19 protein-coding genes, 1 tRNA gene and 1 pseudogene are annotated in these 21059 nt (G+C 61.2%); 14 read left to right on the top strand and 7 right to left on the bottom strand.

Translation table 11 applies throughout. The annotated features are described in order from the left end of the window. The first annotated feature begins 33 nt into the window (after window positions 1-33). Window positions 34-249 carry a hypothetical protein gene (locus tag ACA046_RS28160; RefSeq protein WP_003215917.1) on the top strand — a complete coding sequence of 72 codons (216 nt, stop codon included), beginning with the start codon at window positions 34-36 and terminating at the stop codon, window positions 247-249. Here ACA046_RS28160 and yacG read toward each other — a convergent pair. The 4 genes from yacG to ACA046_RS28140 are packed head-to-tail and all read right to left on the bottom strand — an operon-like array spanning window position 246 to window position 3146. Beyond that, window positions 246-446 carry a DNA gyrase inhibitor YacG gene (gene yacG, locus ACA046_RS28155; protein WP_063027056.1) on the bottom strand — a complete coding sequence of 67 codons (201 nt, stop codon included), beginning with the start codon at window positions 444-446 and terminating at the stop codon, window positions 246-248. The genes ACA046_RS28160 and yacG overlap by 4 nt on opposite strands. Beyond that, the gene (coaE, locus tag ACA046_RS28150; protein ID WP_459023876.1) at window positions 443-1066 is read right to left on the bottom strand and encodes a dephospho-CoA kinase; all 624 of its coding nucleotides are present in this window, start codon (window positions 1064-1066) and stop codon (window positions 443-445) included. The genes yacG and coaE overlap by 4 nt, the downstream gene beginning before the upstream one ends. After that, window positions 1063-1941 carry a prepilin peptidase gene (locus ACA046_RS28145; protein WP_497675374.1) on the bottom strand — a complete coding sequence of 293 codons (879 nt, stop codon included), beginning with the start codon at window positions 1939-1941 and terminating at the stop codon, window positions 1063-1065. The genes coaE and ACA046_RS28145 overlap by 4 nt, the downstream gene beginning before the upstream one ends. After that, window positions 1938-3146: a type II secretion system F family protein gene (locus ACA046_RS28140; RefSeq protein WP_459023872.1), complete on the bottom strand. Its 1209-nt coding sequence runs from the start codon at window positions 3144-3146 to the stop codon at window positions 1938-1940. The genes ACA046_RS28145 and ACA046_RS28140 overlap by 4 nt, the downstream gene beginning before the upstream one ends. Before the next feature lie 201 nt (window positions 3147-3347). Here ACA046_RS28140 and ACA046_RS28135 point away from each other — a divergent pair, with 201 nt between their 5' ends. The 4 genes from ACA046_RS28135 (at window position 3348) to ACA046_RS28120 (ending at window position 5812) form a co-directional block, all read left to right on the top strand. Next, complete coding sequence (locus tag ACA046_RS28135; RefSeq protein WP_076016483.1) at window positions 3348-3761, top strand: pilin; 414 nt, start codon at window positions 3348-3350, stop codon at window positions 3759-3761. An 86-nt stretch (window positions 3762-3847) separates the two neighbouring features. Beyond that, on the top strand, window positions 3848-5257 hold the full coding sequence (locus ACA046_RS28130; RefSeq protein WP_497675373.1) for an O-antigen ligase family protein: 1410 nt from the start codon (window positions 3848-3850) through the stop codon (window positions 5255-5257). A 39-nt stretch (window positions 5258-5296) separates the two neighbouring features. Next, window positions 5297-5369 (top strand) — tRNA-Thr (locus tag ACA046_RS28125). Window positions 5370-5506: 137 nt separating this feature from the next. Continuing rightward, the gene (locus ACA046_RS28120; protein WP_076016485.1) at window positions 5507-5812 is read left to right on the top strand and encodes a DUF6388 family protein; all 306 of its coding nucleotides are present in this window, start codon (window positions 5507-5509) and stop codon (window positions 5810-5812) included. Window positions 5813-5946: 134 nt separating this feature from the next. Here the strand turns inward: ACA046_RS28120 and nadC are convergent, their stop codons facing one another. Then, on the bottom strand, window positions 5947-6795 hold the full coding sequence (gene nadC / locus ACA046_RS28115; protein WP_010175009.1) for a carboxylating nicotinate-nucleotide diphosphorylase: 849 nt from the start codon (window positions 6793-6795) through the stop codon (window positions 5947-5949). 281 nt (window positions 6796-7076) lie between these two features. Here nadC and ACA046_RS28110 point away from each other — a divergent pair, with 281 nt between their 5' ends. The 6 genes and pseudogenes from ACA046_RS28110 (at window position 7077) to ACA046_RS28085 (ending at window position 13508) form a co-directional block, all read left to right on the top strand. After that, complete coding sequence (locus tag ACA046_RS28110; RefSeq protein WP_497675372.1) at window positions 7077-9236, top strand: DUF1631 domain-containing protein; 2160 nt, start codon at window positions 7077-7079, stop codon at window positions 9234-9236. A gap of 61 nt (window positions 9237-9297) precedes the next feature. After that, window positions 9298-9861, top strand: coding sequence for a 1,6-anhydro-N-acetylmuramyl-L-alanine amidase AmpD (gene ampD, locus ACA046_RS28105; RefSeq protein WP_459023866.1), 564 nt, complete (start codon window positions 9298-9300; stop codon window positions 9859-9861). After that, window positions 9858-10694 carry a regulatory signaling modulator protein AmpE gene (gene ampE / locus ACA046_RS28100; protein ID WP_497675371.1) on the top strand — a complete coding sequence of 279 codons (837 nt, stop codon included), beginning with the start codon at window positions 9858-9860 and terminating at the stop codon, window positions 10692-10694. The genes ampD and ampE overlap by 4 nt, the downstream gene beginning before the upstream one ends. A gap of 265 nt (window positions 10695-10959) precedes the next feature. Next, a pseudogene (locus ACA046_RS28095) lies at window positions 10960-12051 on the top strand (methyl-accepting chemotaxis protein); the annotation flags it as partial. Next, window positions 12028-12957 (top strand): methyl-accepting chemotaxis protein, encoded by a 930-nt coding sequence (locus ACA046_RS28090; RefSeq protein ID WP_459029436.1) that lies wholly within the window; start codon window positions 12028-12030, stop codon window positions 12955-12957. The pseudogene ACA046_RS28095 and the gene ACA046_RS28090, both read left to right, overlap by 24 nt. A gap of 119 nt (window positions 12958-13076) precedes the next feature. Continuing rightward, window positions 13077-13508, top strand: coding sequence for a hypothetical protein (locus tag ACA046_RS28085; RefSeq protein WP_256670902.1), 432 nt, complete (start codon window positions 13077-13079; stop codon window positions 13506-13508). Here ACA046_RS28085 and ACA046_RS28080 read toward each other — a convergent pair. Both ACA046_RS28080 and cra read right to left on the bottom strand, forming a co-directional pair. After that, on the bottom strand, window positions 13455-14231 hold the full coding sequence (locus ACA046_RS28080; protein ID WP_497675370.1) for a TatD family hydrolase: 777 nt from the start codon (window positions 14229-14231) through the stop codon (window positions 13455-13457). The genes ACA046_RS28085 and ACA046_RS28080 overlap by 54 nt on opposite strands. Window positions 14232-14236: 5 nt before the next feature. Then, window positions 14237-15232: a catabolite repressor/activator gene (gene cra / locus ACA046_RS28075; RefSeq protein WP_497675369.1), complete on the bottom strand. Its 996-nt coding sequence runs from the start codon at window positions 15230-15232 to the stop codon at window positions 14237-14239. 293 nt (window positions 15233-15525) lie between these two features. On the opposite strand from cra, the gene ptsP reads away from it, so the two are divergent. From ptsP to ACA046_RS28060, 3 genes are read left to right on the top strand one after another with little or no spacing between them, the layout of a single operon-like run. After that, on the top strand, window positions 15526-18384 hold the full coding sequence (gene ptsP, locus ACA046_RS28070; RefSeq protein WP_497675368.1) for a phosphoenolpyruvate--protein phosphotransferase: 2859 nt from the start codon (window positions 15526-15528) through the stop codon (window positions 18382-18384). Next, a complete protein-coding gene (gene pfkB, locus ACA046_RS28065; RefSeq protein ID WP_497675367.1) occupies window positions 18385-19305 on the top strand; it encodes a 1-phosphofructokinase in 921 nt (306 codons plus the stop codon). A gap of 11 nt (window positions 19306-19316) precedes the next feature. After that, entirely contained in the window at window positions 19317-21026 is a 1710-nt protein-coding gene (locus ACA046_RS28060; protein ID WP_459023854.1) for a PTS fructose-like transporter subunit IIB, read from the top strand. Window positions 21027-21059 lie beyond the last annotated feature (33 nt).

The raw sequence follows: 21059 nt of genomic DNA, 5'->3' as shown, positions 1-21059 counted from the left end.
CATGCTCTGCAAAATTTCCAGGAGCACGGAATCATGAGTGTGTACGAATGGGCACGGCAGGAGTTACGCAGAAGCCAGGACGCGGCGCAGGAAATCGGCTTTGACCCGGGCTTGACCCTGCGCGCCATGCTCAGTGCGGTGGTGCAGCAGAGCAAGGGCGTGCGCAGTTTTGAAGACCTGGCCGACGAGCTGCAATACCTCGCAGAGAATCTCGACGACCAGCAGGACTATGGCTTTATGCGGCCTTAGTGTTTGGGCTGAAAGTCTTCTGAGAACAGTTCGTCCTCGGCGTCCGGGCTGACCGGGATCTTGTGTTCTTCCGACGCCCAGGCGCCCAGGTCGATCAGTTTGCAACGGTCCGAGCAGAACGGACGGTTGGGGTTTTCCGCTTTCCATTCCACGGGTGCGCCGCAGGTTGGGCATTCGACGGTCAAGGGTTGGCTCATGATCGGCCTCCACGCAAAGTAAGGTAAAAGTGGTGCAGTCGCTCGACCTCGGCATGCAGCCGGGCCAGGTCCTGGTCATTGACCAGCACGTCATCGGCATGGCGCAGGCGGTCTTCACGGGTGGCCTGGGCCTTGAGAATCGCCTGCACCTGCGCTTCGCTGATGCCATCGCGCTGCAGGGTACGCTCAATCTGCAACGATTGCGGCACGTCGATCACCAGCACCCGTTGGGTCATGGTGTACTGGCCGGACTCGATCAGTAACGGCGACACCAGAATTGCGTAAGGCGATTTGGCGCGTGCCAGATGGCTGCGAATCTCCTCGGCGATCAGCGGGTGCAGCAACGCTTCCAGCCAGAGGCGTTCCTCGGGCACTTCGAAGATCAGCTTGCGCAATGCTCCACGGTCCAACTGCCCGTCAGGCTGCAGCACGCTTGGACCGAAATGCCCGGCAATCTGCGCCAGGGCCGGGCGCCCGGGTTCGACTACCCAGCGCGCGGCATGGTCGGCGTCAATCAGGTCCACGCCTAGCCGTACGAAGTGTTCGGCTGCCGCGCTTTTGCCACTGCCGATGCCGCCAGTGAGGCCGAGAATCCAGGGTGTTGCAACAGGAGTGGTCATCTGAAACCGACAGACTGCAAATAGAAGTCGGTTATTTGACCACCCCAGAGCAATGCAATCCAGCCGGCAATTGCCAGATACGGACCAAAAGGCATTGGAACCGACACTTGGGCTTTGTGCAGGCGCAATAGAATCAGGCCGCCCATCACCCCCATCAGGGACGACAGCAGCAGCGTCATCGGCAGGATCTGCCAGCCGCCCCAGGCGCCGAGCATTGCCAGTAGCTTGAAATCACCGTAACCCATCCCGTCCTTGCCGGTGATCAGCTTGAACAGCCAGAACACCGACCACAGGCTCATGTAGCCGGCCACGGTGCCCCACAGCGCATCGGGCAATGACACAAAAACGCCAAAGCTATTGAGGATCAGGCCCAGCCACAGCAACGGCAGCACCAGCGCATCTGGCAGCAGTTGATGGTCTACGTCGATCAGGCTCATCGCCAGCAAGCCCCAACTCAACACCATCACCGCGCCGGCTGCCCAGCCGAAACCGAAATGCCAGGCGACAACCGCCGAGATCAGCCCGCACGCCAACTCGGTGAAGGGGTAACGCGCGCCGATAGGTGAATGGCAACTTGAGCAGCGCCCTCTGAGCAGGAGGTAACTGAGCATCGGAATATTCTCCCAGGGGCGAATCGGGTGGTTGCAGTGTGGGCAACAGGAATTGGGGCGCATCAAGTTATAGGGCGCCGCGATGGGCTCGGCGGGAAGGCCAAGGACCTCATGGGCCTGGGCTCGCCATTCACGCTCCAGCATCTTCGGCAGGCGCCATACCAGCACGTTGATAAAGCTGCCGACAATCAAGCCCAGCAGCAACGCGCCTGATACAAATACCCATGGCTGATAAACAAGGATCTCAGTCAGTGGCGTGCTCAAAAGGTGGTACCGAGTTGAAAGATCGGCAGGTACATGGCGAGCACCAATGCCCCGACGATGCCCCCGAGTACCACCATGATCAGCGGTTCCATCAGGCTGGTGAGGTTGTCCACCAGGTTATCGACGTCGGCCTCGTAGTGGTTGGCGACTTTTTCCAGCATGGTGTCGAGGGTGCCCGACTCCTCGCCGATAGCGGTCATCTGGATCGCCATGCCTGGAAACAGGCCGCTCACGGCCATGGATTCATTCAATTGGGTTCCGGTTGATACGTCGTGCTGCATACGATTGATTGCCTGTTTGAACAGTCCATTACCCGTAGCACCGGCCACGGAATCCAATGCTTGCACTAGGGGGACGCCAGCCGCAAAGGTGGTCGAGAGCGTGCGGGCGTAGCGCGCTACCGCTGATTTTTTCAGCAGTGTGCCTGCCACCGGTGCTTTCAACAAACTGGCATCGAGCCAGTGGCGAAAGCCTGTGGACGAGCGATAGGCCTTGCGCAGTCCTGCGAAACCGGTGCCCGCGACCAAAATCAGTACCCACCAGTGGTGTTGCATGAACTCCGACAGACTGATGACCGCCAAGGTAAAACCCGGCAACTGCGCATCGACGCCGGCAAACAGGCCCTGGAACTGTGGCACAACGTGAATCAGCAGGATCGCACTGACAAGGGTGGCGACTGCCAGCACCGTCACGGGATAGGTCATCGCCTTCTTGATTCTGGCTTTCAACTGCTCGCTTTTTTCCAGGTGGGTGGCGACTCGTTCCAGCAGCGCTTCGAGCGCGCCCGCCTGCTCCCCCGCCGCAATCAGGTTGCAGTACAGTTCATCGAAGTAGTGTGGCTGTTTCTGCAAGGCGACAGACAGGCTGCTGCCGGCGGCGATCTCCTGTTTCAAGCCTTGTACGAGGCTGCGCATATGCCGGTTGTCGAAGCCTTCGGCGATGATATCCAGTGCTTGCAGAAGCGCGATGCCGGCCTTTAACAGCGTCGCCAACTGGCGGGTGAAGAGGGCAATCTCCGCGGGTTTGACCGACGGAGCGAGACTCGGCCAGCCCGCGGATTTTTTGCGTACGCGGCCAGGGTTGATGCCTTGCTGACGCAACAGTGCCTTGACCAATGCAGGGTTGTGGCCGCTGGTTTCTCCCGAGACCTTGCGCCCTTTGCGGTTGACGCCTTCCCAGGCATAGATCGCTGAAACATCATTCATTTCGCAGTTCCGCACACAGACAGTGGAAGCTTTATAGCTTAGTCAGGTGACGGGCTCGGGCCGGGGAGTCTTGAGCGAAAAAATGTCAGTTTGTGCGTCTTGTTCAGCATTGGCTGCGCAGGGGTGAGTACACTGGCGCGGTTGCCGAGACGGGGTGCAGGACGCGCCTCGCGATAGGTTTTATTCTGGAGAGTGAATGTGATGCGTCAGAAAGGTTTTACCTTGATCGAATTGTTGATCGTCGTGGCAATCATCGGCATTTTGGCCACCATCGGCCTGCCCATGTACACCAAGCACCAGGCCAAGGCCAAGTTCACCGCTGGGCTGGCCGAAGTATCCGCGTTGAAGGCCGGCTTTGAAGACACGTTGAACCAGGGTACGGCGCCAACCCTGGCGTTGATCGGCGGGACCAGTCCAACGGCCAACTGCAGGATTGATGTGACCGGCGACATCGCCACCGGCGCGGGCACGATTGCCTGTGAAATCCTCGACGCACCCGCGCCGGTCCTGGGCAAAATCATCACCTTGACCCGTAATGCCACGACTGGCTGGAAGTGCACCACCACGGCAGAAGACCAATACGCTGCCAAGGGTTGTACTTCCGGCGGCGCCTGATCCGAAGGTCGGCTACTGTTTACGCAACAATCGAGAGCGTGTGCGTAAACCGCTCCGTACCTGCCACAGGGAAGTAGAGGGTGCCGATGACGTTGTCTGTTCAGCAGCGGGGAAACATATTCCTCATCGTGGTCATGTGTCTGCTGACGCTGGCTATCTGCGCGCCGTTCAGTAGTCATGACTGGCAGCGTGTGGTGCAGATATCGGTGGCGATATGTGCGGTGTTGTATGGGCTGTGCTTGCCGCAGGCCGGGCGATGCGTTGATAGGCCGACAGCGCTCGGGGTGTCGCTGATTGGGGCAGCGGGGCTGGTTTCGGCCCTGTTGGCCCATCAGCCACTCTGGGCGTTGACCGAGCTGGCGCTGCTCATCAGTTGTGGCGCCATTGCGGTTGCTTTCAGCCAGGTCAGGCGCGATGGGGACGAGTCACTGGATCGCGTACTGATTCTGTTCGTATTGTTGTTGTGCCTGTTTAAAAGTGCTCAATATCTGCACGCTGGCATCCTCGCCTTTACCAGCGGTGAAACGGTCGTAAACCCCGATTTGCTGTTGTCCGGATTTTCCAACAAGCGCTTCTACGGTCAGTTCCAGACCTTCACCCTGCCACTGCTGGCACTTCCCTTGCTGCTTTCAAGCGTCGCTCGTCCAGCGCGGGGCGCGGTGTTTGCACTGCTCTGTGTCTGGTGGCTGATCGCGATCAGTGGTGGTACCCGCGGCACGTGGCTCGGTATGGGTATTGCGGGCTTCGTACTGGTGTTTTTGGGGCAGCATGGTCGCCGCTGGGTGGCCTGGCAGTTGGCGGCATTGGCCTGCGGGTTGTTGCTGTACTGGCTGGTGTTCAGCGTGCTGGCAAAGTACCTGGGGATTGAAATTTCCAATGCTGCTGCAGACCGCCTGACCACCAGTTTGTCCGGGCGTGGACCTATCTGGTGGCAGGCCTGGCACATGATTCTTGAGCGTCCTTGGCTGGGTTTCGGGCCGATGCAATTCGCCGACATCGCCAACGACATTGCTGCTCACCCTCATCAGGCGATTCTGCAATGGGCCAGCGAGTGGGGCGTGCCGTCAACGCTAGGTGTGATCGTGTTGGTTGCGTGGGCAGGGTGGGCAACCATCGGTGTGTTACGCGATCGTGGGTTGTCGTTGGCGCCCGTGGAGCTGCTACGCCTGTGCCTGTTTGCTTCGCTGGTCGGTGCGCTGACTCAAGCCATGGTGGATGGCGTGATCGTGATGCCTGTTTCGCAACTCTGGCTGGCGTTGGTGGCCGGGTGGCTGATGGCATTGCATGTGTGGCGAACTCCACCGGTCGCCCCGGCGCCATTGCTTTACAAAATGTGGATGATGGCGAGTGCCGTGGCCGTCGGCTTGTTGGTGTTCATCGCGATTCGTGATGTGCCTGGCCTCACGGCGCGTAGCGAACACTACATGGGCCAGGGCAACAGCCACTTGCAGCCACGCTTTTGGGTACAAGGTGTGATTGCCGTCGAAAAGCAGTGAGTTGCCGGACGTCCAAGGCAGTGCTAGCTTTAGCCCAACGCCCGTGTAGCTCAGCCGGTAGAGCAGCGCACTCGTAACGCGAAGGTCGCAGGTTCGATTCCTGTCTCGGGCAAAAAAGGCAACACAGTTTTCAGATGATCCCAGAATGGTTCTGAAGGCCAGACGAACCGGTATTCATGCCTGTTCTTTTGTATCTGCGCAACCTTGATGACCCAGATGCATCCCCATTCCTCGATCTAAGAGAACGACATGACCATACAAGAAATGACCCAGGAAGCGCGGCACGAAGCAGCCCTCAAAAAGTACGTAGCGGAGTCGCCGGAACTGCTGGATGAGATCAAGGACCTGAGCGCCGATGATCAAAGGGACCAGATCCAATGGTCATTTGAAGATGAGGCCGAGGCCCAGGGCCTGCAGCCGTGGGAACTGACCCTGAAGTACACCACCACCCCGGAAGAGTTCGAGGCGGCACGCCTGGCTTTGCATAAGGAGGCTGCCGAGGTGCTGGGTGTGGACTGGAACGAGTATTGTGGGATGAATAATCTCGCGATCTGACACGAGCTTACTGTGGCGAGGGAGCTTGCTCCCGCTGGAGTGCGCAGCGCTCCCAAGTTTTTTGGGGTCGCTTCGCAACCCAGCGGGAGCAAGCTCCCTCGCCACAAAAGCTTGCGCTTACATTTAGGGGCGTTTCAGAGACTAAGCCGCATCGACAAATCCACCGCCTTCACATCCTTGGTCATCGCCCCGATGGAGATGTAGTCCACGCCGGTTTCAGCAATGGGCAGCAAGGTGCTTTCGTTAATCCCGCCACTGGCTTCCAGCTTGGCTTTGCCGCCGTTCAGGCGCACCGCTTCGCGCATGTCATCCAGGCTCAGCTCATCCAGCATGATGATGTCGGCGCCCGCCGCCAGTGCTTCGCGCAGTTCTTCCAGGCTTTCCACTTCGATTTCCACCGGCTTGCCCGGGGCGATCTTGTGGGCGGCGCTGATGGCCTGGGCAATGCCACCACAGGCCGCGATATGGTTTTCCTTGATCAGAAACGCGTCATACAGGCCGATGCGGTGGTTGTGGCAACCGCCACAGGTCACCGCGTACTTCTGCGCCAGGCGCAGGCCGGGCAGGGTTTTGCGGGTATCCAGCAGTTTGACCTGGGTGGACGCGACAAAGTCCGCCAGGTATTGGGCGCGGGTGGCAACGCCTGACAGCAGTTGAAGGAAATTCAGCGCGCAACGCTCACCACTGAGCAGCGAGCGGGCCGGCCCTTCGAGGTGAAACAGCACCTGGTTCGGGCTGACACGTTCGCCGTCACGCACCTGCCAATGCACCGCGACACGCGGGTCCAATTGGCGAAACACCGCCTCCACCCAAGCCGTGCCGCTGATAACGGCGGCATCCCGGGTGATGATCGTGGCCTTGGCCAGGCGTTCGGCCGGGATCAGCTGCGCGGTGATATCGCCGCTGCCGATGTCTTCCAGCAGTGCGCGACGCACGTTGGCTTCGATTTCAGCGGTCAGGTCGGCTAGACGAAGATTGGGCATAACAGGCTCCACAAACAAAGTGCCTGGATTATAGGGGCAGGGCGGGCCCGAACCCAAGACGACAGGCGCCACTGGCGCGGCTTGAGGTGCTCATTTACACAGTGATCACAGAGTTTGCTGGCGCAACAACCTCCATTTGCAAGATAATCTCGCGCCTTGCAATTGGCGTCATAGCTTTGACGTTACAGTGATAGCCCGATTTTCGCAGTGCTCCGGGGTACTTTGCCCCGTCGCCGTCCGATCTTTCACAAAATCGAATACCGCCGTTTCAGGAGGCCAGGATGCACAAAGACGGGAAGGTGGTGCCGATCAATAAGGCACGGGCGACGCCATCGCCGCTCGCCCGCCTGCCGGTGGTGTTGCTCCAGGTCCGTGACAAGGCGGCGCAGCAGCTCAAACAGGGGCTGCAGGAGCTGTTCGATAACGCCGACGACACCCTGTTCGAAATGGCCGACAAGTCCCGCAGTAACGTCGACCACGGTATTTTCTTTGAAGCCATGCGCGACTTGCGCCTCAAGCGCAAGAATTTCGAGCGCGGCTTCATGGAGCAGCTCTACGAGGCGTTTGCCAATCTTGGCAATGTGGAGCGCGGTGAGCTGCAACTGATCCCGGTGGTGTCCTACGCGGCGGTGCCCGGCGCCTCCAGCGACGAACTGGAAAAAGCCGTCGCCCTCGAGGCCATGCTGGGCAAGGTGCTGCGCCGTGATGGCCTGGCCCTTGCGCAGTTGACGGCACGCCTGAACGCCTTGCTCGACAAACGCCTGGATGATCGCGATAACCCACTGGGCCCGGCAATGCTCTGCGCGTTCTTTCTGCAAGCGGGACGCAGCCTTGGCGTGGAGATTCGGGTCAAGCTGATCATCCTCAAACTGTTTGAAAAATACGTCCTCAGTGACGCCGACTTGTTGTACGGCGAAGCCAACCAGTTGCTGATCGCCACCGGCGTATTGCCTGAACTCAAGGCGGTGCCATCGCGGCGTGCGGTCGCCACTGCCGATTTGCCTGAGGACACCCCACCGACTACCGGCCATCCCGCAGACGATAGCGGGCAGGAAGTCTTCGCGGCGTTGCAGGAATTGCTGACTGCGGTGCGCGGCAGTGTGGCCCCCACCCTTGAAGCCAGCGCCGAGACCCAGCCAATCTCCACCCGTGACTTGCTACGCCTGCTCTCGCATTTGCAGCAATACGTGCCCGCGCCGGAAGTCGAGGATGACTTCGACCTGCGCAACCAGCTTGAACAATTGCTGACCCGGGTCAGCGTAAAGAGCGGCAAGTCGCGGGTGGTTGAGGACGCCGACGAGGACGTGATCAACCTGATCGCCATGCTCTTCGAGTTCATTCTCGATGATGGCACGGTGCCCGAGTCCCTCAAGGCCCTGATCGCCCGCCTGCAGATTCCGATGTTGAAAGTGGCGGTGCTCGACAAGAGTTTTTTCAGTCACGCCAACCACCCGGCGCGACGCCTGCTCAATGAAATCGCTGCGGCAGCCATGGGCTGGAGCCGGCGCGACGATTATCAGCGCGACAGCTTGTACGTGCACATCGAGCAGGTAGTGCAGCGCTTGCTGAACGATTTTGTCGATGACCCGGCGATTTTTTCCCAGTTGCTGGCAGAGTTCACCGCGTTTACCCATGACGAGCGGCGCCGCAGCGAGTTACTGGAGCAACGCACCCGTGACGCGGAAGAAGGGCGTGCCCGTACCGAAATCGCCCGCCAGCGGGTGGCCGAGGCCCTCAATCTGCGGCTGTTGGGCAAAGTCTTGCCCGAGTTCGTGGTGCAGTTCCTGCAGCAGGCCTGGAGCCAGGTACTGTTGTTGGCCTGCCTGAAGCACGGCGAACACTCCCCACAATGGGCGGCCGGGTTGCGCACTATGGATGAGTTGATCTGGAGTGTCGGCCTGAGCGAAGACACCGAAGCGGGGCGGCACTTGCTGGAGCAGTTGCCTGAATTGCTCAAGGCCCTGCGGGACGGGTTGAGCGGCGCCGCGTTTGATCCTTTCATCACGCGGGAATTTTTCACGCAATTGCAGACGTTGCATGTCCTGTCTTTCCGGGGCAATGCCGACGGAAAGTCTTCGTTGTCGCAGGTTGAGGTGCGCGAGGCATTCGTCCTCAGTCCCGCCGCACTGGCCGTTTCGGTGAGCCTGCCTGACGATGATCCCGACCTGCTCAAGGTTCGCCAACTGCGAGTTGGTTGCTGGGTCGAATTCCAGGAAGACCCTGAAAATACCCTGCGCTGCAAGCTGACGGCGATTATTGCGCCGGCCAATACCTGTATTTTTGTCAACCGCACCGGCCTCAAGGTATTGGAAAAAAGCCCGGTTGAGCTGGCATTGGAGTTCAAGCGCGGCGCGGTGCGAACCCTGGATGATGCGTTGCTGTTCGACCGCGCACTGGCCTCGGTGATTGGCAACCTGCGCCAACTTCATCGCGCCAAGTGATCGCAACCGGATAGCGGAACGCGGCATACTGAGTCACTCGAGCCTCGTTCAAGGAACCTGTATGCAGTTGGACCCCGCCAGCGGTTGGTGCCAGGGCATTCGTCATTGCCCTTCACCCAACTTCAACGAGCGCCCTGGTGGCGAGATTTCCCTGTTGGTGGTGCACAACATCAGCCTGCCACCGGCGCAATTCGCCACCGGCAAGGTGCATGAATTTTTCCAGAATCGTCTGGATGTCACGGAACATCCCTACTTTGAAGGTATTGCCGACCTACGGGTTTCTGCGCATTTTCTGATTGAGCGAGATGGCACGGTGACGCAATTTGTTTCGTGCCAGGACCGGGCCTGGCATGCCGGGGTATCGAGCTTCGAGGGCCGTGAGACCTGTAACGACTTTTCCCTGGGGATCGAGCTGGAAGGTACCGATGACCTGCCTTTCACCGATGCCCAGTATCAATCCCTGATTGCCCTGACGCGCCAGTTGTTGGCGGCGTACCCGGGCATTACCCGCCAGCGCATTTGTGGCCATAGCGATATCGCCCCGGGACGCAAGACCGATCCCGGACCCGCTTTTGATTGGGCGCGCTTTCGCAGCGCCTTGCAGGATGGAGGACACGCACAATGAGTTTTCTGGTGTTGGTGTTGGCGGTATGGATCGAGAAATTCTCGGCCCTGCGCCAGCGTATACAACGTGATGGGGGTTGGCTGCGGGAGCTGGCCAAGCTGGAATCGAGTGCCAGCCTGGGCAAACGGCCGTGGCTGATCCTCGCGCTGCTGGTGCTGCTGCCGGTGGCTTTGCTCGCGCTGTTGCTGCTGGTGCTGGAACCAGTGGCTTATGGCCTGTTGGCGCTGCCAGTGCATTTGCTGGTGGTGATCTACAGCCTGGGCCGTGGTGATCTATTGGCCGGGTTGGGACCGTTTCGTGACGCCTGGCGCCGGGGTGACCTGCAAGCAGCGGAGCATGTGGCCGAGCGTGACTTGAGCATCAGCGCCGACAGTGGTGAGCAACTGCTGGAGCGGGTCCAGGGCCATCTGTTGTGGCAGGCTTACCAAAGCTTCTTTGCGGTGATTTTCTGGTACTTCCTCCTCGGGCCAGTGGCCGCCTTGGCCTACCGGCTGCTGGCGCTGGCGACCGAGAACAGCAAGAACCCGCTGGTGGCCGAGCGTGCGGGGCAATTGCGCCATGCATTCGACTGGTTGCCCGTGCGCCTGCTGGCGGCAAGTTTTGCCTTGGTAGGCAACTTCGTGGCGGTTGGCCGGGTGATGTTGCATGAGCTGCTGAGCTGGGACATCAGCGCGGCGCAACTGGTAGAAAAAGTGGGCCTGGTGGCCGCTGAAATACCGCCGCCGGTGGTGGGCGCCGAAGGTATCAACAGCCTCGACCGTATCTGGGAACTGCTGCTGCGCGCCGCCGTGCTGTGGTATGCCGGCTTCGCCATCTGGACCGTGCTGCCCTGATCCACACCCCTCTGTAGGAGCGAGCTTGCTCGCGAAAAACGCAAGGACACCGCGTGCATCCAGATAGCGCACGTTATCGTTGAGGTTCTTCGCGAGCCAGCTCGCTCCTACTCGTTAACCTTAAGTTACAAACCTCCTTTTCGAATTGAGCTATACAGACAGAGCGCCAAATAGTGGCTATCTGCCGACGCCCTGCGCCCTCAATAAAAATAAAAGAAAAGGGAGTTCACCTGTGAAGAGCTTGCTCTATCCCGCCGTCGCGTTCATGAACCGCCTGACCTTCGGCATGAAGTTCAGCCTTATCAGCGTGCTGTTCCTGTTGCCCATGCTGGCCACCAACTATTACCTGGTGCGCGACTCCTGGCGTGAGTTCCAGGGCACCCGCATCGAGCTGCAAAGCCTTGACCTGCTGGGCAGCAGCCTGGCCCTGCGGCGTGACCTGGAAACCCTGAACAACCAGGTGCAGATCAACGCAACCCTCGGCCAGTCAGGCAAGGCCGGCGATATTGAAAGCAAGATCGTCGCCCTGGAAGAGAGCCTGCTGCAGCGCTTGCAAAGCTTCCATGCTCTGTCCGCCGACCCCGAGCAGGCCGCCGCGTTCGAAGCCAAGCGCGATGAAATGATCGCCGCCTTCAAGGCCCAGCAACAGGAAACCTCGCTGCTGAGCAAAAGCGCGCTGATCGGCAAGCTGCTTAACAAGGCGCAGATGCTCAGCCAGATCATCGCCAGCCAGTCGGGCTTGAGCCGCGATCCACAAGGCGACCTGCGCCAGCTTAGCGAACTGATCACCAGCGTCACCCCGCAAGTCACCCAAACCCTGGGCGAAGGCCGGGCAATGGGCGCTTATTCGTTGGGCCAGGGCTTTCTCAACTCGTCCTCCAGCACCCGTTTTGATGAATTGTTGCAGCAACTGGAAAAACTCCAGGCCGAATACGGCCTGAAACTGCAAGACGCCCTCGGCTCCAGCAAACCGGCCCACGCCGCGTTGGCGAGCCTGGCCGACGCGAGCAAGGCCAGCCTCAAGCAAGGCAGTGAGTTGTTCGAAGAGCAGGTTGTCATGGCCGAAACCCTCGACGCCCCATGGCAAGGCTTCTACGACGAAGTCAGCACGTTGATGGCCAAGACCTATCAACTCGACGAAGCCACCCTGACCTTTCTCGAGCAGCAACTGGAGCAACGCCTGTCAGAAAACCGCACGCACATGATCGGATTGGTAGCGGCCCTGGCCTCGGTGTTTTTGCTGATCTTCTATCTGTACGCCGGGTTCTATGCCTCGACCCGCACCACTCTGCGCCACCTCGGGGCGATGATGGACAAGGTGGCGGCGGGTGACATGACCGTCACCTTCATCGCCCAAAGCCGCGACGAACTGGGGGATTTGGGCCAGGTGTTCAACGCCACCGTGGCAAAAATCCATGACCTGATCGAGCGGGTAGGGCACACCGTCAACCAGGTCGAGCACCAGGCCGGCCAAGTGGAGTCGGTCTCGGCCAGCAGCAACCAGGCCGTCTCCGGCCAGCGCAGCCAGATCGAGCAAGTGGCGACCGCCATGAACCAGATGTCATCCACTGCCCAGGAAGTCGCCCGCAGTGCGGCAGCGGCGGTCAGCAGCGCCCACAGCGTCAACGAGGAAACCGTCAGTGGTCGCGGCCTGGTGCAGTCACAGCAAGGCAGCATCGCGGCGTTGGCCTCGGAGATCGATCAATCGGTGCGGGTGATCAACCAGTTAGCCATCGACAGCCAATCCATCAGCCGCGTGCTGGAAGTGATCAAGAGCATCGCCGAGCAGACCAATCTACTGGCGCTGAATGCTGCCATCGAAGCCGCGCGCGCCGGTGAACAAGGGCGCGGTTTCGCGGTGGTGGCCGATGAGGTGCGCACCCTGGCCCGGCGTACCCAGCAGTCCACCGAGGAAATCGAGCAGATGATTGCCAAGCTCCACAGCGGCGTCGGCGCAGCAGTGAAGGCCATGGGCAGCAGCCACGAGCTGGCCAATGGCACGGTAGGGCAGTCGGAAAAGGTCCAACAGGCTCTGGAAAATATCCTCGGCGCCGTGGGAATGATCGTCGACCAGAACCAGCAGATTGCCGCCGCCGTCGAGCAGCAGACTGCCGTGGCACACGACATCGATCAGAACATCGTCGAGATCAACCGTGCGGGTGAGCATGCGGCACAGGGCGCGCACCAGACCGAAGCAGCCAGCCGGCAGTTGTCCTTGCAAGTGATCGAGCTGAAGCAGTTGATCGGCGCCTTTCGGGTGTGAGGCTTCGCTGTAGGAATAATCCGCGAGGCACGTGGCGCCTGTCTCATTTTTGACGTTGATCTTTTTCCACTGCCAAAATGGGTGAGAATTGTTTCACCTATTTTCGCGGAGGTTCGGTCATGACCAACGCAGTCGTCGGCGTTAGAGGGCATTGCACCCATTGCGATATGTCCTTTGAACTCAAGCCTTGGCAACTCAATGCCATTGCCATGGACGTGCCTTTTGATTGCTCGTATTGCCATAAAGGCGTGCAACCGAGTTGCCCCAAGCAGCTGAAGCAGTTCAAGTCCCTGGACAACCTCGGGCTGTTGCGTCCGAGCATGATCGTACTCACCAGCGCGGCATTGCTGGTGGCGCTGGTGGCGGAGTGGATAGGGCTGATCAGTGTGATCGGACAGCTCAATGTCTCGCTGATGGCCGTGCTGATCTACTTCATGACTTTGCGTTATGCCCGTCACCGGCAGCGGATGACGCTGACATTGCGTGAGGTAAAACCCCTACCAGTTGAACAGCTCGCAGGCATTGCGGCTGCTCGCCTCAGCCAACGCTGAAGGGCTGATGCCCATGCGCTCCGCCAGGGCGCCACAGATGTCCGGCAGATGTTCGGGGCTGTTGCGCTGGCCCGCGTACATGACGGGCGCCATGTCCGGCGAATCGGTCTCCAGCACCACCGCTTCCAGCGGCAGCCGGGCGATCACTTTGTGCATGCGCAGGGCTTGCGGCCACGTCGCCGCGCCGCCCAGGCCGAGTTTGAAACCGAGCTTGATGTATTCACGGGCCTCTTCCTGGCTGCCGGCAAACGCGTGAATGATGCCGCCCCGTGGCAGGCGAATGCGCTTGAGGGTGGCGATCACGGCGGCGTGGCTGCGGCGCACATGCAGCAGCGCCGGTAGCTGGAAATCCACCGCCAGCTTCAGTTGGGCTTCAAACAGGCTTTGCTGGCGCTCGCGGTCCAGCTGTTCGAGGAAGTAGTCCAGGCCGATTTCGCCCACCGCGCACAGTTGCCGGTGGCCATTCAGGCGGGTCAGCCAGTCGCCCAGTTCGGTCAGGTCGGCGGGGCGATGGTCGTCGAGATACACCGGGTGCAGACCGAAGGCGGCGAATAAATCCGCGTCGGTTTGCACCAGTTCCCACAGCCGTTGCCAATTCTGCTGATAGACCCCCAGCACCACCATCCTGCGCACGCCCAACTGGCGACTGCGGCTCAGGACCTCAGCGCGATCAGCGTCGAAGTCCGGAAAGTCCAGGTGGGTGTGGCTGTCGATCAGCTCCACACCGCTTACTCCGAATGAATCCGTTGTTTGAACGTGCGGCCGATGGCGTGCACGCCCGGCGCGTAGTGCTGCTCTTCAATGGCCGCCAACGCCAGGCGCAGCGCGGTGTCGGCGATCAATTGATGCTGCTGGGCCATGGCGTTCACCGGCAACGGCAGGAAATCCAGCAGTTGGGTGTCGCCAAATGTCCCCAGGCGCAGCGGGCGGGATTTGAGCGGGAAGTCATGCAGCGCATCAAACACCCCTTGCAGCAGGACGTAGGACGTCGTCACCAGCGCGTCAGGCAAATGCCCCAGGCTTTGCAGCAATTGCTCCATCAGCTGTCGGCCACAATCGCGGCTGAACGACTCACCTTGTTCGATCAGCACTTCACCGTTGAAGTCTTTCAGCGCTTCCTTGAAGCCGGCGGCACGCTCCTGGCTGATGCTCAGCTCTGGCCGCGCGCCGATCAACACGATCTGCTTGGGCAGCGGTTGCAGCAAGCTGCTGGTCAATTGCTGGCAGGCCTGGCGATCATCACTGACCACCGAGCAGAACTGCGTAGACTCCATCACCCGGTCAATGGCAATGACCGGCAAACCCTTGGCTTGCAGCTCGCGGTAGCTGTCGTCATTGGCCGGCAGACAGCTGGCGACAAACAACGCATCGCAGCGGCGGGCGCGGAACAATTGCAGCAATTGCCGTTCACTGTTGGCGTCGTCATCGGAACTGGCGATCAGCAGTTGATAGCCACGGGCCCGCGCGCCTTGCTCCAGCAGCTTGGCGATGCGTGCGTAACTGGGGTTTTCCAGGTCCGGCAGGATAAACCCCAGGGTACGGGTATGCCGGCTGCGCAGCCCGGCGGCCTGGGGGTTGGGCGTAAAGCCATGTTCTTCAACCACGGCGCGCACCCGTTCGACGGTTGCGCTGCTGATCCGTTGCTGTTCGGCCTTGCCATTGATGACGTAGCTGGCGGTGGTCACAGACACACCGGCAATGCGCGCGATATCACTGAGTTTCAAACCGGGATTTCCTTGTTTTTTAGAGCTTGCCCCGACACTTTGTCCAATCGTAACCGATTACTGCAGGCGACCATTGTCGTAACTCAACAGCCGAGTGGCTCTTCAATCATGGGAAATTAACGCGTAATCTGCCATAAATTCTAGATTAAACGTTTCAGCAAGCGTATTTTTACGATTATCGCGACGAGCGTGGTCCTGCCAACTGACCACTCAGTCAATTTTTTCGAACGCCTTTGCACTGATTTATTCAAAATAATACCTAGTGCGCACGCCGCACTAACTAGGAGAACGGCATGCTTGAGCTCACCCACGAGCAGATATCCATGGGCCAGACGGCTGTGGATAAGTCTGCTGCCTTGCAACTGCTCGCTGAAAAACTGGTGGCCGATGGCCTGGTCGCCGAGGGTTACCTCAGTGGCTTGCAAGCGCGTGAAGCCCAAGGCTCGACCTTTCTCGGCCAAGGCATCGCCATTCCCCACGGCACTCCCGAAACCCGCGACCAGGTGTTCGCCACCGGGGTGCGCCTGCTGCAATTTCCCGACGGTGTGGATTGGGGCGATGGCCAGATCGTCTACCTGGCGATCGGCATCGCCGCCAAATCCGACGAACACCTGCGCCTGCTGCAACTGCTGACCCGCGCCCTTGGCGAGACCGACCTGGGCCAGGCCCTGCGCCGCGCCAGCTCCGCCGAAGCTTTGCTGAAACTGCTGCAAGGCGCACCGCAGGAGCTGGCGCTGGACGCACAGATGATTGGTCTGGGCGTGTCGGCGGACGATTTCGAAGAACTGGTGTGGCGTGGCGCACGCCTGCTGCGCCAGGCCGATTGCGTGAGCAACGGCTTTGCCGCCGTGCTGCAACAAGTCGATGCGTTGCCCCTGGGCGATGGCCTGTGGTGGTTGCACAGCGAGCAGACGGTGAAGCGCCCGGGCCTGGCGTTTGTCACCCCGGACAAACCGATGCGTTACCTGGGGCAGCCATTGAGCGGCCTGTTCTGCCTGGCCAGCCTCGGTGAGGCTCACCAGACCTTGCTCGAACGCCTGTGCGCCTTGCTGATCGAAGGCCGCGGCCAGGAACTCGGTCGCGCCACCAGCAGCCGCGCCGTGCTGGAAGTACTCGGCGGTGAACTGCCGGTCGACTGGCCAAGCGTGCGCATCGCCCTGGCCAACGCCCACGGCCTGCATGCGCGCCCCGCGAAGATCCTCGCGCAATTGGCAAAAAGTTTTGACGGCGAAATCCGTGTGCGCATCGTCGACGGCGATGTCAGCGCGGTGTCGGTAAAAAGCCTGAGCAAGTTGCTGAGCCTTGGCGCACGCCGTGGCCAGGTGCTGGAATTTGTCGCTGAACCGGGCATTGCCGGTGACGCCTTGCCTGCCTTGTTGGCGGCGGTAGAAGAAGGCCTCGGCGAAGAAGTCGAGCCGCTGCCAGCGGTAAGCTCCCAGCAGGTCGTCGTCGACATCGAACCGGTGCTCAGCGCGCCGGCGTCCGGCAGCCTGATCCAGGCCATCGCCGCCGCCCCCGGCATTGCAATTGGCCCGGCGCATATCCAGGTGCTGCAACCTTTCGAATACCCGCTGCGCGGCGAGTCGCCGGTGATCGAGCGCCAGCGCCTGCACGCGGCATTGACAGACGTGCGCCGGGATATCCAGGGCCTGATCGAACGCAGTAAATCCAAGGCGATCCGCGAGATCTTCATCACCCACCAGGAGATGCTCGACGACCCGGAACTGACTGACGAAGTCGAGACGCGCCTCAAGCAGGGCGAAAGCGCCGAAGCCGCCTGGATGAGCGTGATCGAGGCCGCCGCCAAACAGCAGGAGTCGCTGCAGGACGCCTTGCTCGCCGAGCGCGCCGCCGATTTGCGTGACATTGGCCGCCGCGTGCTGGCGCAACTGTGCGGTGTCGAAACCGCCCAGGAGCCCGACGAACCCTACATTCTGGTGATGGACGAAGTCGGCCCGTCTGACGTCGCGCGCCTGGACCCGGTGCGTGTCGCCGGCATCCTCACCGCCCGTGGCGGCGCCACTGCCCACAGCGCCATCGTCGCCCGCGCCCTGGGCATTCCCGCGCTGGTGGGCGCAGGCCCGGCGGTGTTGCTGCTGGCCTCGGGCACGCCGTTGCTGCTGGATGGCCAGCGCGGTCGCTTGCATGTCGACGCCGACGCCGCCACCTTGCAGCGCGCCACCGTCGAGCGCGACACCCGCGAACAACGCTTGCAAGCCGCTGCCGAGCAACGCCATCAACCGGCCCTGACCCGCGATGGCCATGCCGTCGAAGTGTTCGCCAATATCGGCGAAAGCGCCGGGGTTGCCAGCGCAGTGGAGCAGGGCGCCGAAGGCATCGGTCTGTTACGCACCGAACTGATTTTCATGGCCCACAAACAGGCGCCGGATGAAGCCACCCAGGAAGCCGAATACCGCCGCGTGCTCGACGGCCTCGGCGGTCGGCCACTGGTGGTGCGCACCCTTGATGTGGGCGGTGACAAACCGCTGCCTTACTGGCCGATCGCCAAGGAAGAAAACCCCTTCCTCGGCGTGCGCGGCATCCGCCTGACCCTGCAACGTCCGCAGATTATGGAAGCGCAATTGCGCGCGCTGTTGCGCTCGGCGGACAACCGTCCACTGCGCATCATGTTCCCCATGGTCGGCAGCGTGGACGAGTGGCGCCAGGCCCGGGACATGACCGAGCGCCTGCGCCTGGAAATCCCGGTGGCCGACCTGCAATTGGGGATCATGATCGAAGTGCCGTCGGCCGCGTTGCTGGCGCCGGTACTGGCCAAGGAAGTGGACTTCTTCAGCGTCGGCACCAACGACCTGACCCAGTACACCCTGGCCATCGACCGTGGCCACCCGACGCTGTCGGCCCAGGCTGACGGCCTGCATCCGGCCGTGTTGCAACTGATCGACATCACCGTGCGTGCCGCCCATGCCCATGGCAAATGGGTGGGGGTGTGCGGCGAGTTGGCGGCCGACCCGTTGGCGGTTCCGGTGTTGGTCGGCCTGGGAGTGGATGAGCTGAGCGTGTCTGCGCGCAGCATTCCAGAGGTCAAGGCACGGGTACGTGAATTCAGTCTGAGCGAGGCCCAAGGCCTGGCCCAAAAAGCTCTGGCGGTGGGTTCTCCCGCCGAAGTGCGTGCGCTTGTGGAGGCCGTGTAAATGGCAAGGATTTTAAGCCTAACGCTGAACCCGGCGTTGGACCTGACGGTGCGCCTGGCGCGCCTGGAACCGGGCGAGGTCAACCGCAGCGAAGCGATGATCACCCACGCTGCCGGCAAGGGCGTGAACGTCGCGCAGGTGCTGGCGGACCTTGGTCATCAGGTGAGCGTGGGCGGTTTTCTCGGTGCAGCGAACCCGCAGGCGTTCGACGCACTGATCGCTAGTCGTGGGTTTGGCGATGCGTTCATTCGCGTGCCAGGAGAAACTCGTAGCAATATCAAGATTGCCGAACAGGATGGCCGGGTCACCGACATCAATGCACCGGGGCCGTGGGTGAGTGAGCAGGCGCAAGCTCAACTGCTGAAACTACTGGCGGTGATCGGCCCTGAATTCGATGCGGTAGTGGTCGCCGGCAGCCTGCCACGCGGCATCACCCCTCAGTGGTTTCAGGGCCTGCTGCAGCAACTGAAAAACCTCGGTTTGAAAGTCGCCCTGGACACCAGCGGCGAAGCGCTGCGCGTCGGGTTGAAGGCCGGCCCATGGTTGGTCAAACCCAATACCGAAGAACTGGCCGATGCCCTCGGTCATGCCACGGATGCTGTCAGCCAACTGCATCGGCAAGGTGTTGAGCATGTGGTGGTCTCCGACGGTGCCGCAGGCGTGAGCTGGTACAGCCCGGAAACGGCGCTGCACGCCACGCCACCCAAGGTAACGGTGGCCAGTACCGTAGGCGCCGGCGACTCGCTGTTGGCCGGGATGCTTCACGGTTTGCTCAGTGGCGATACGCCGGAGCAAACCCTGCGCTGCGCCACCGCCATTGCCGCGATGGCGGTTACGCAAATCGGTTTTGGCATCACCGATGAGGCACAGCTTGAGACTTTGCAGAGCGGCGTCCACGTGCGCCCGCTGACAGAACAATAAGAGGGTTGGTCATGAAGTTAGCCATTGTTACTGCCTGCCCGAATGGCATGGTCACCAGTGTGCTGTGCGCCCGCTTGCTCGACGCTGCCGCGCAGCGCCAGGGCTGGAGCACCAGCGTCGAAGTGGTGGACGTGCAACACCCGGAACGCCAATTGTCGGCGGCCACCATTGAAGCCGCCGAGTGGGTGTTGCTGGTCAGCAGCACGCCGGTGGACATGCAGCGTTTCGTCGGCAAGCGCGTATTCCGCAGCACGCCGGCCCAGGCGCTGCAGGATGTGGACGCGGTATTGCGTCGCGGGGTCGAAGAGGCCCAGGTGCAGGTGGCTGATGCGGCACCGGCGAAAACTGCGCCGCGTATCGTCGCGATCACGGCGTGCCCGACCGGCGTCGCCCACACCTTCATGGCTGCCGAAGCGTTGCAGCAAACCGCCAAGCGCCTCGGGTATGACCTGCAGGTGGAAACCCAAGGTTCGGTGGGCGCCCGCACGCCGCTGAGCGCCGAGGCTATTCGTGACGCCGATGTGGTGCTGTTGGCCGCCGACATCGAAGTCGCCACCGAGCGATTTGCCGGCAAGAAAATCTACCGCTGTGGCACCGGGATTGCGCTCAAGCAATCCGAGGCGACCCTCAACAAGGCGCTGGCCGAAGGCAAGCAGGAATCCGCCGCCAGCGGTGCTGCCGCCAAACCGGAGAAGACCGGCGTCTACAAACACCTGCTCACCGGCGTGTCGTTCATGCTGCCGATGGTAGTGGCGGGTGGTCTGTTGATCGCCCTGTCGTTTGTGTTCGGTATTCATGCCTTTGAAGAAAAAGGCACCCTGGCCGCCGCATTGAAAACCGTCGGCGACCAGGCCTTCATGCTGATGGTGCCGCTGTTGGCGGGTTATATCGCCTACTCGATTGCCGACCGTCCAGGCCTGGCTCCGGGGATGATCGGCGGCCTGCTGGCCAGCACCTTGGGCGCGGGATTTATCGGCGGGATTTTTGCCGGTTTCCTCGCCGGCTACGGCGTCAAATTCATCAGCCGTGCGATCCGTTTGCCCCAGAGCCTGGAAGCCCTCAAGCCGATCCTGATCATCCCGTTGCTGGCGAGCCTGTTCACGGGTCTTGCGATGATTTACCTGGTAGGGCCGCCGGTGGCGAAGATGCTCACCGGGCTCACGGATTTCCTCAGCACCATGGGCACCACCAACGCCGTGCTGCTGGGCATCTTGCTGGGCGGCATGATGTGCGTCGACCTCGGTGGCCCGATTAACAAAGCTGCCTACGCGTTTTCCGTCGGCCTGCTGGCGGCGCAAAGCGGTGCCCCCATGGCCGCGACCATGGCCGCCGGCATGGTGCCGCCGATTGGCATGGGCATCGCCACCTTGCTGGCGCGGCGCAAGTTCGCCCAGACCGAGCGCGAAGCCGGCAAGGCCGCGCTGATCCTCGGCATGTGCTTTATCTCTGAAGGCGCGATTCCGTTTGCCGCCAAGGATCCGCTGCGAGTGATTCCGGCGAGCATCGCTGGCGGCGCGCTGACCGGTGCGCTGTCGATGTATTTCGGCTGCAAACTGATGGCGCCCCATGGCGGGTTGTTTGTGATGCTGATCCCGAATGCGATCAACCATGCGCTGCTGTATCTGCTGGCGATCGTGGCCGGGAGTTTGTTGACCGCTGTGGTGTATGCGTTGATCAAGCGTCCCGAAGTGGTCGAGCTGACGGTCACGCCGGTGTCATAACTCGTTCATCCCTTCATGCTTAAGTTTCCCTTT

Source organism: Pseudomonas sp. LBUM1641 (assembly GCF_059716235.1).
Note: the sequence above shows the minus strand (reverse complement) of the source record. Positions and strands in the feature narration are given on the sequence as shown.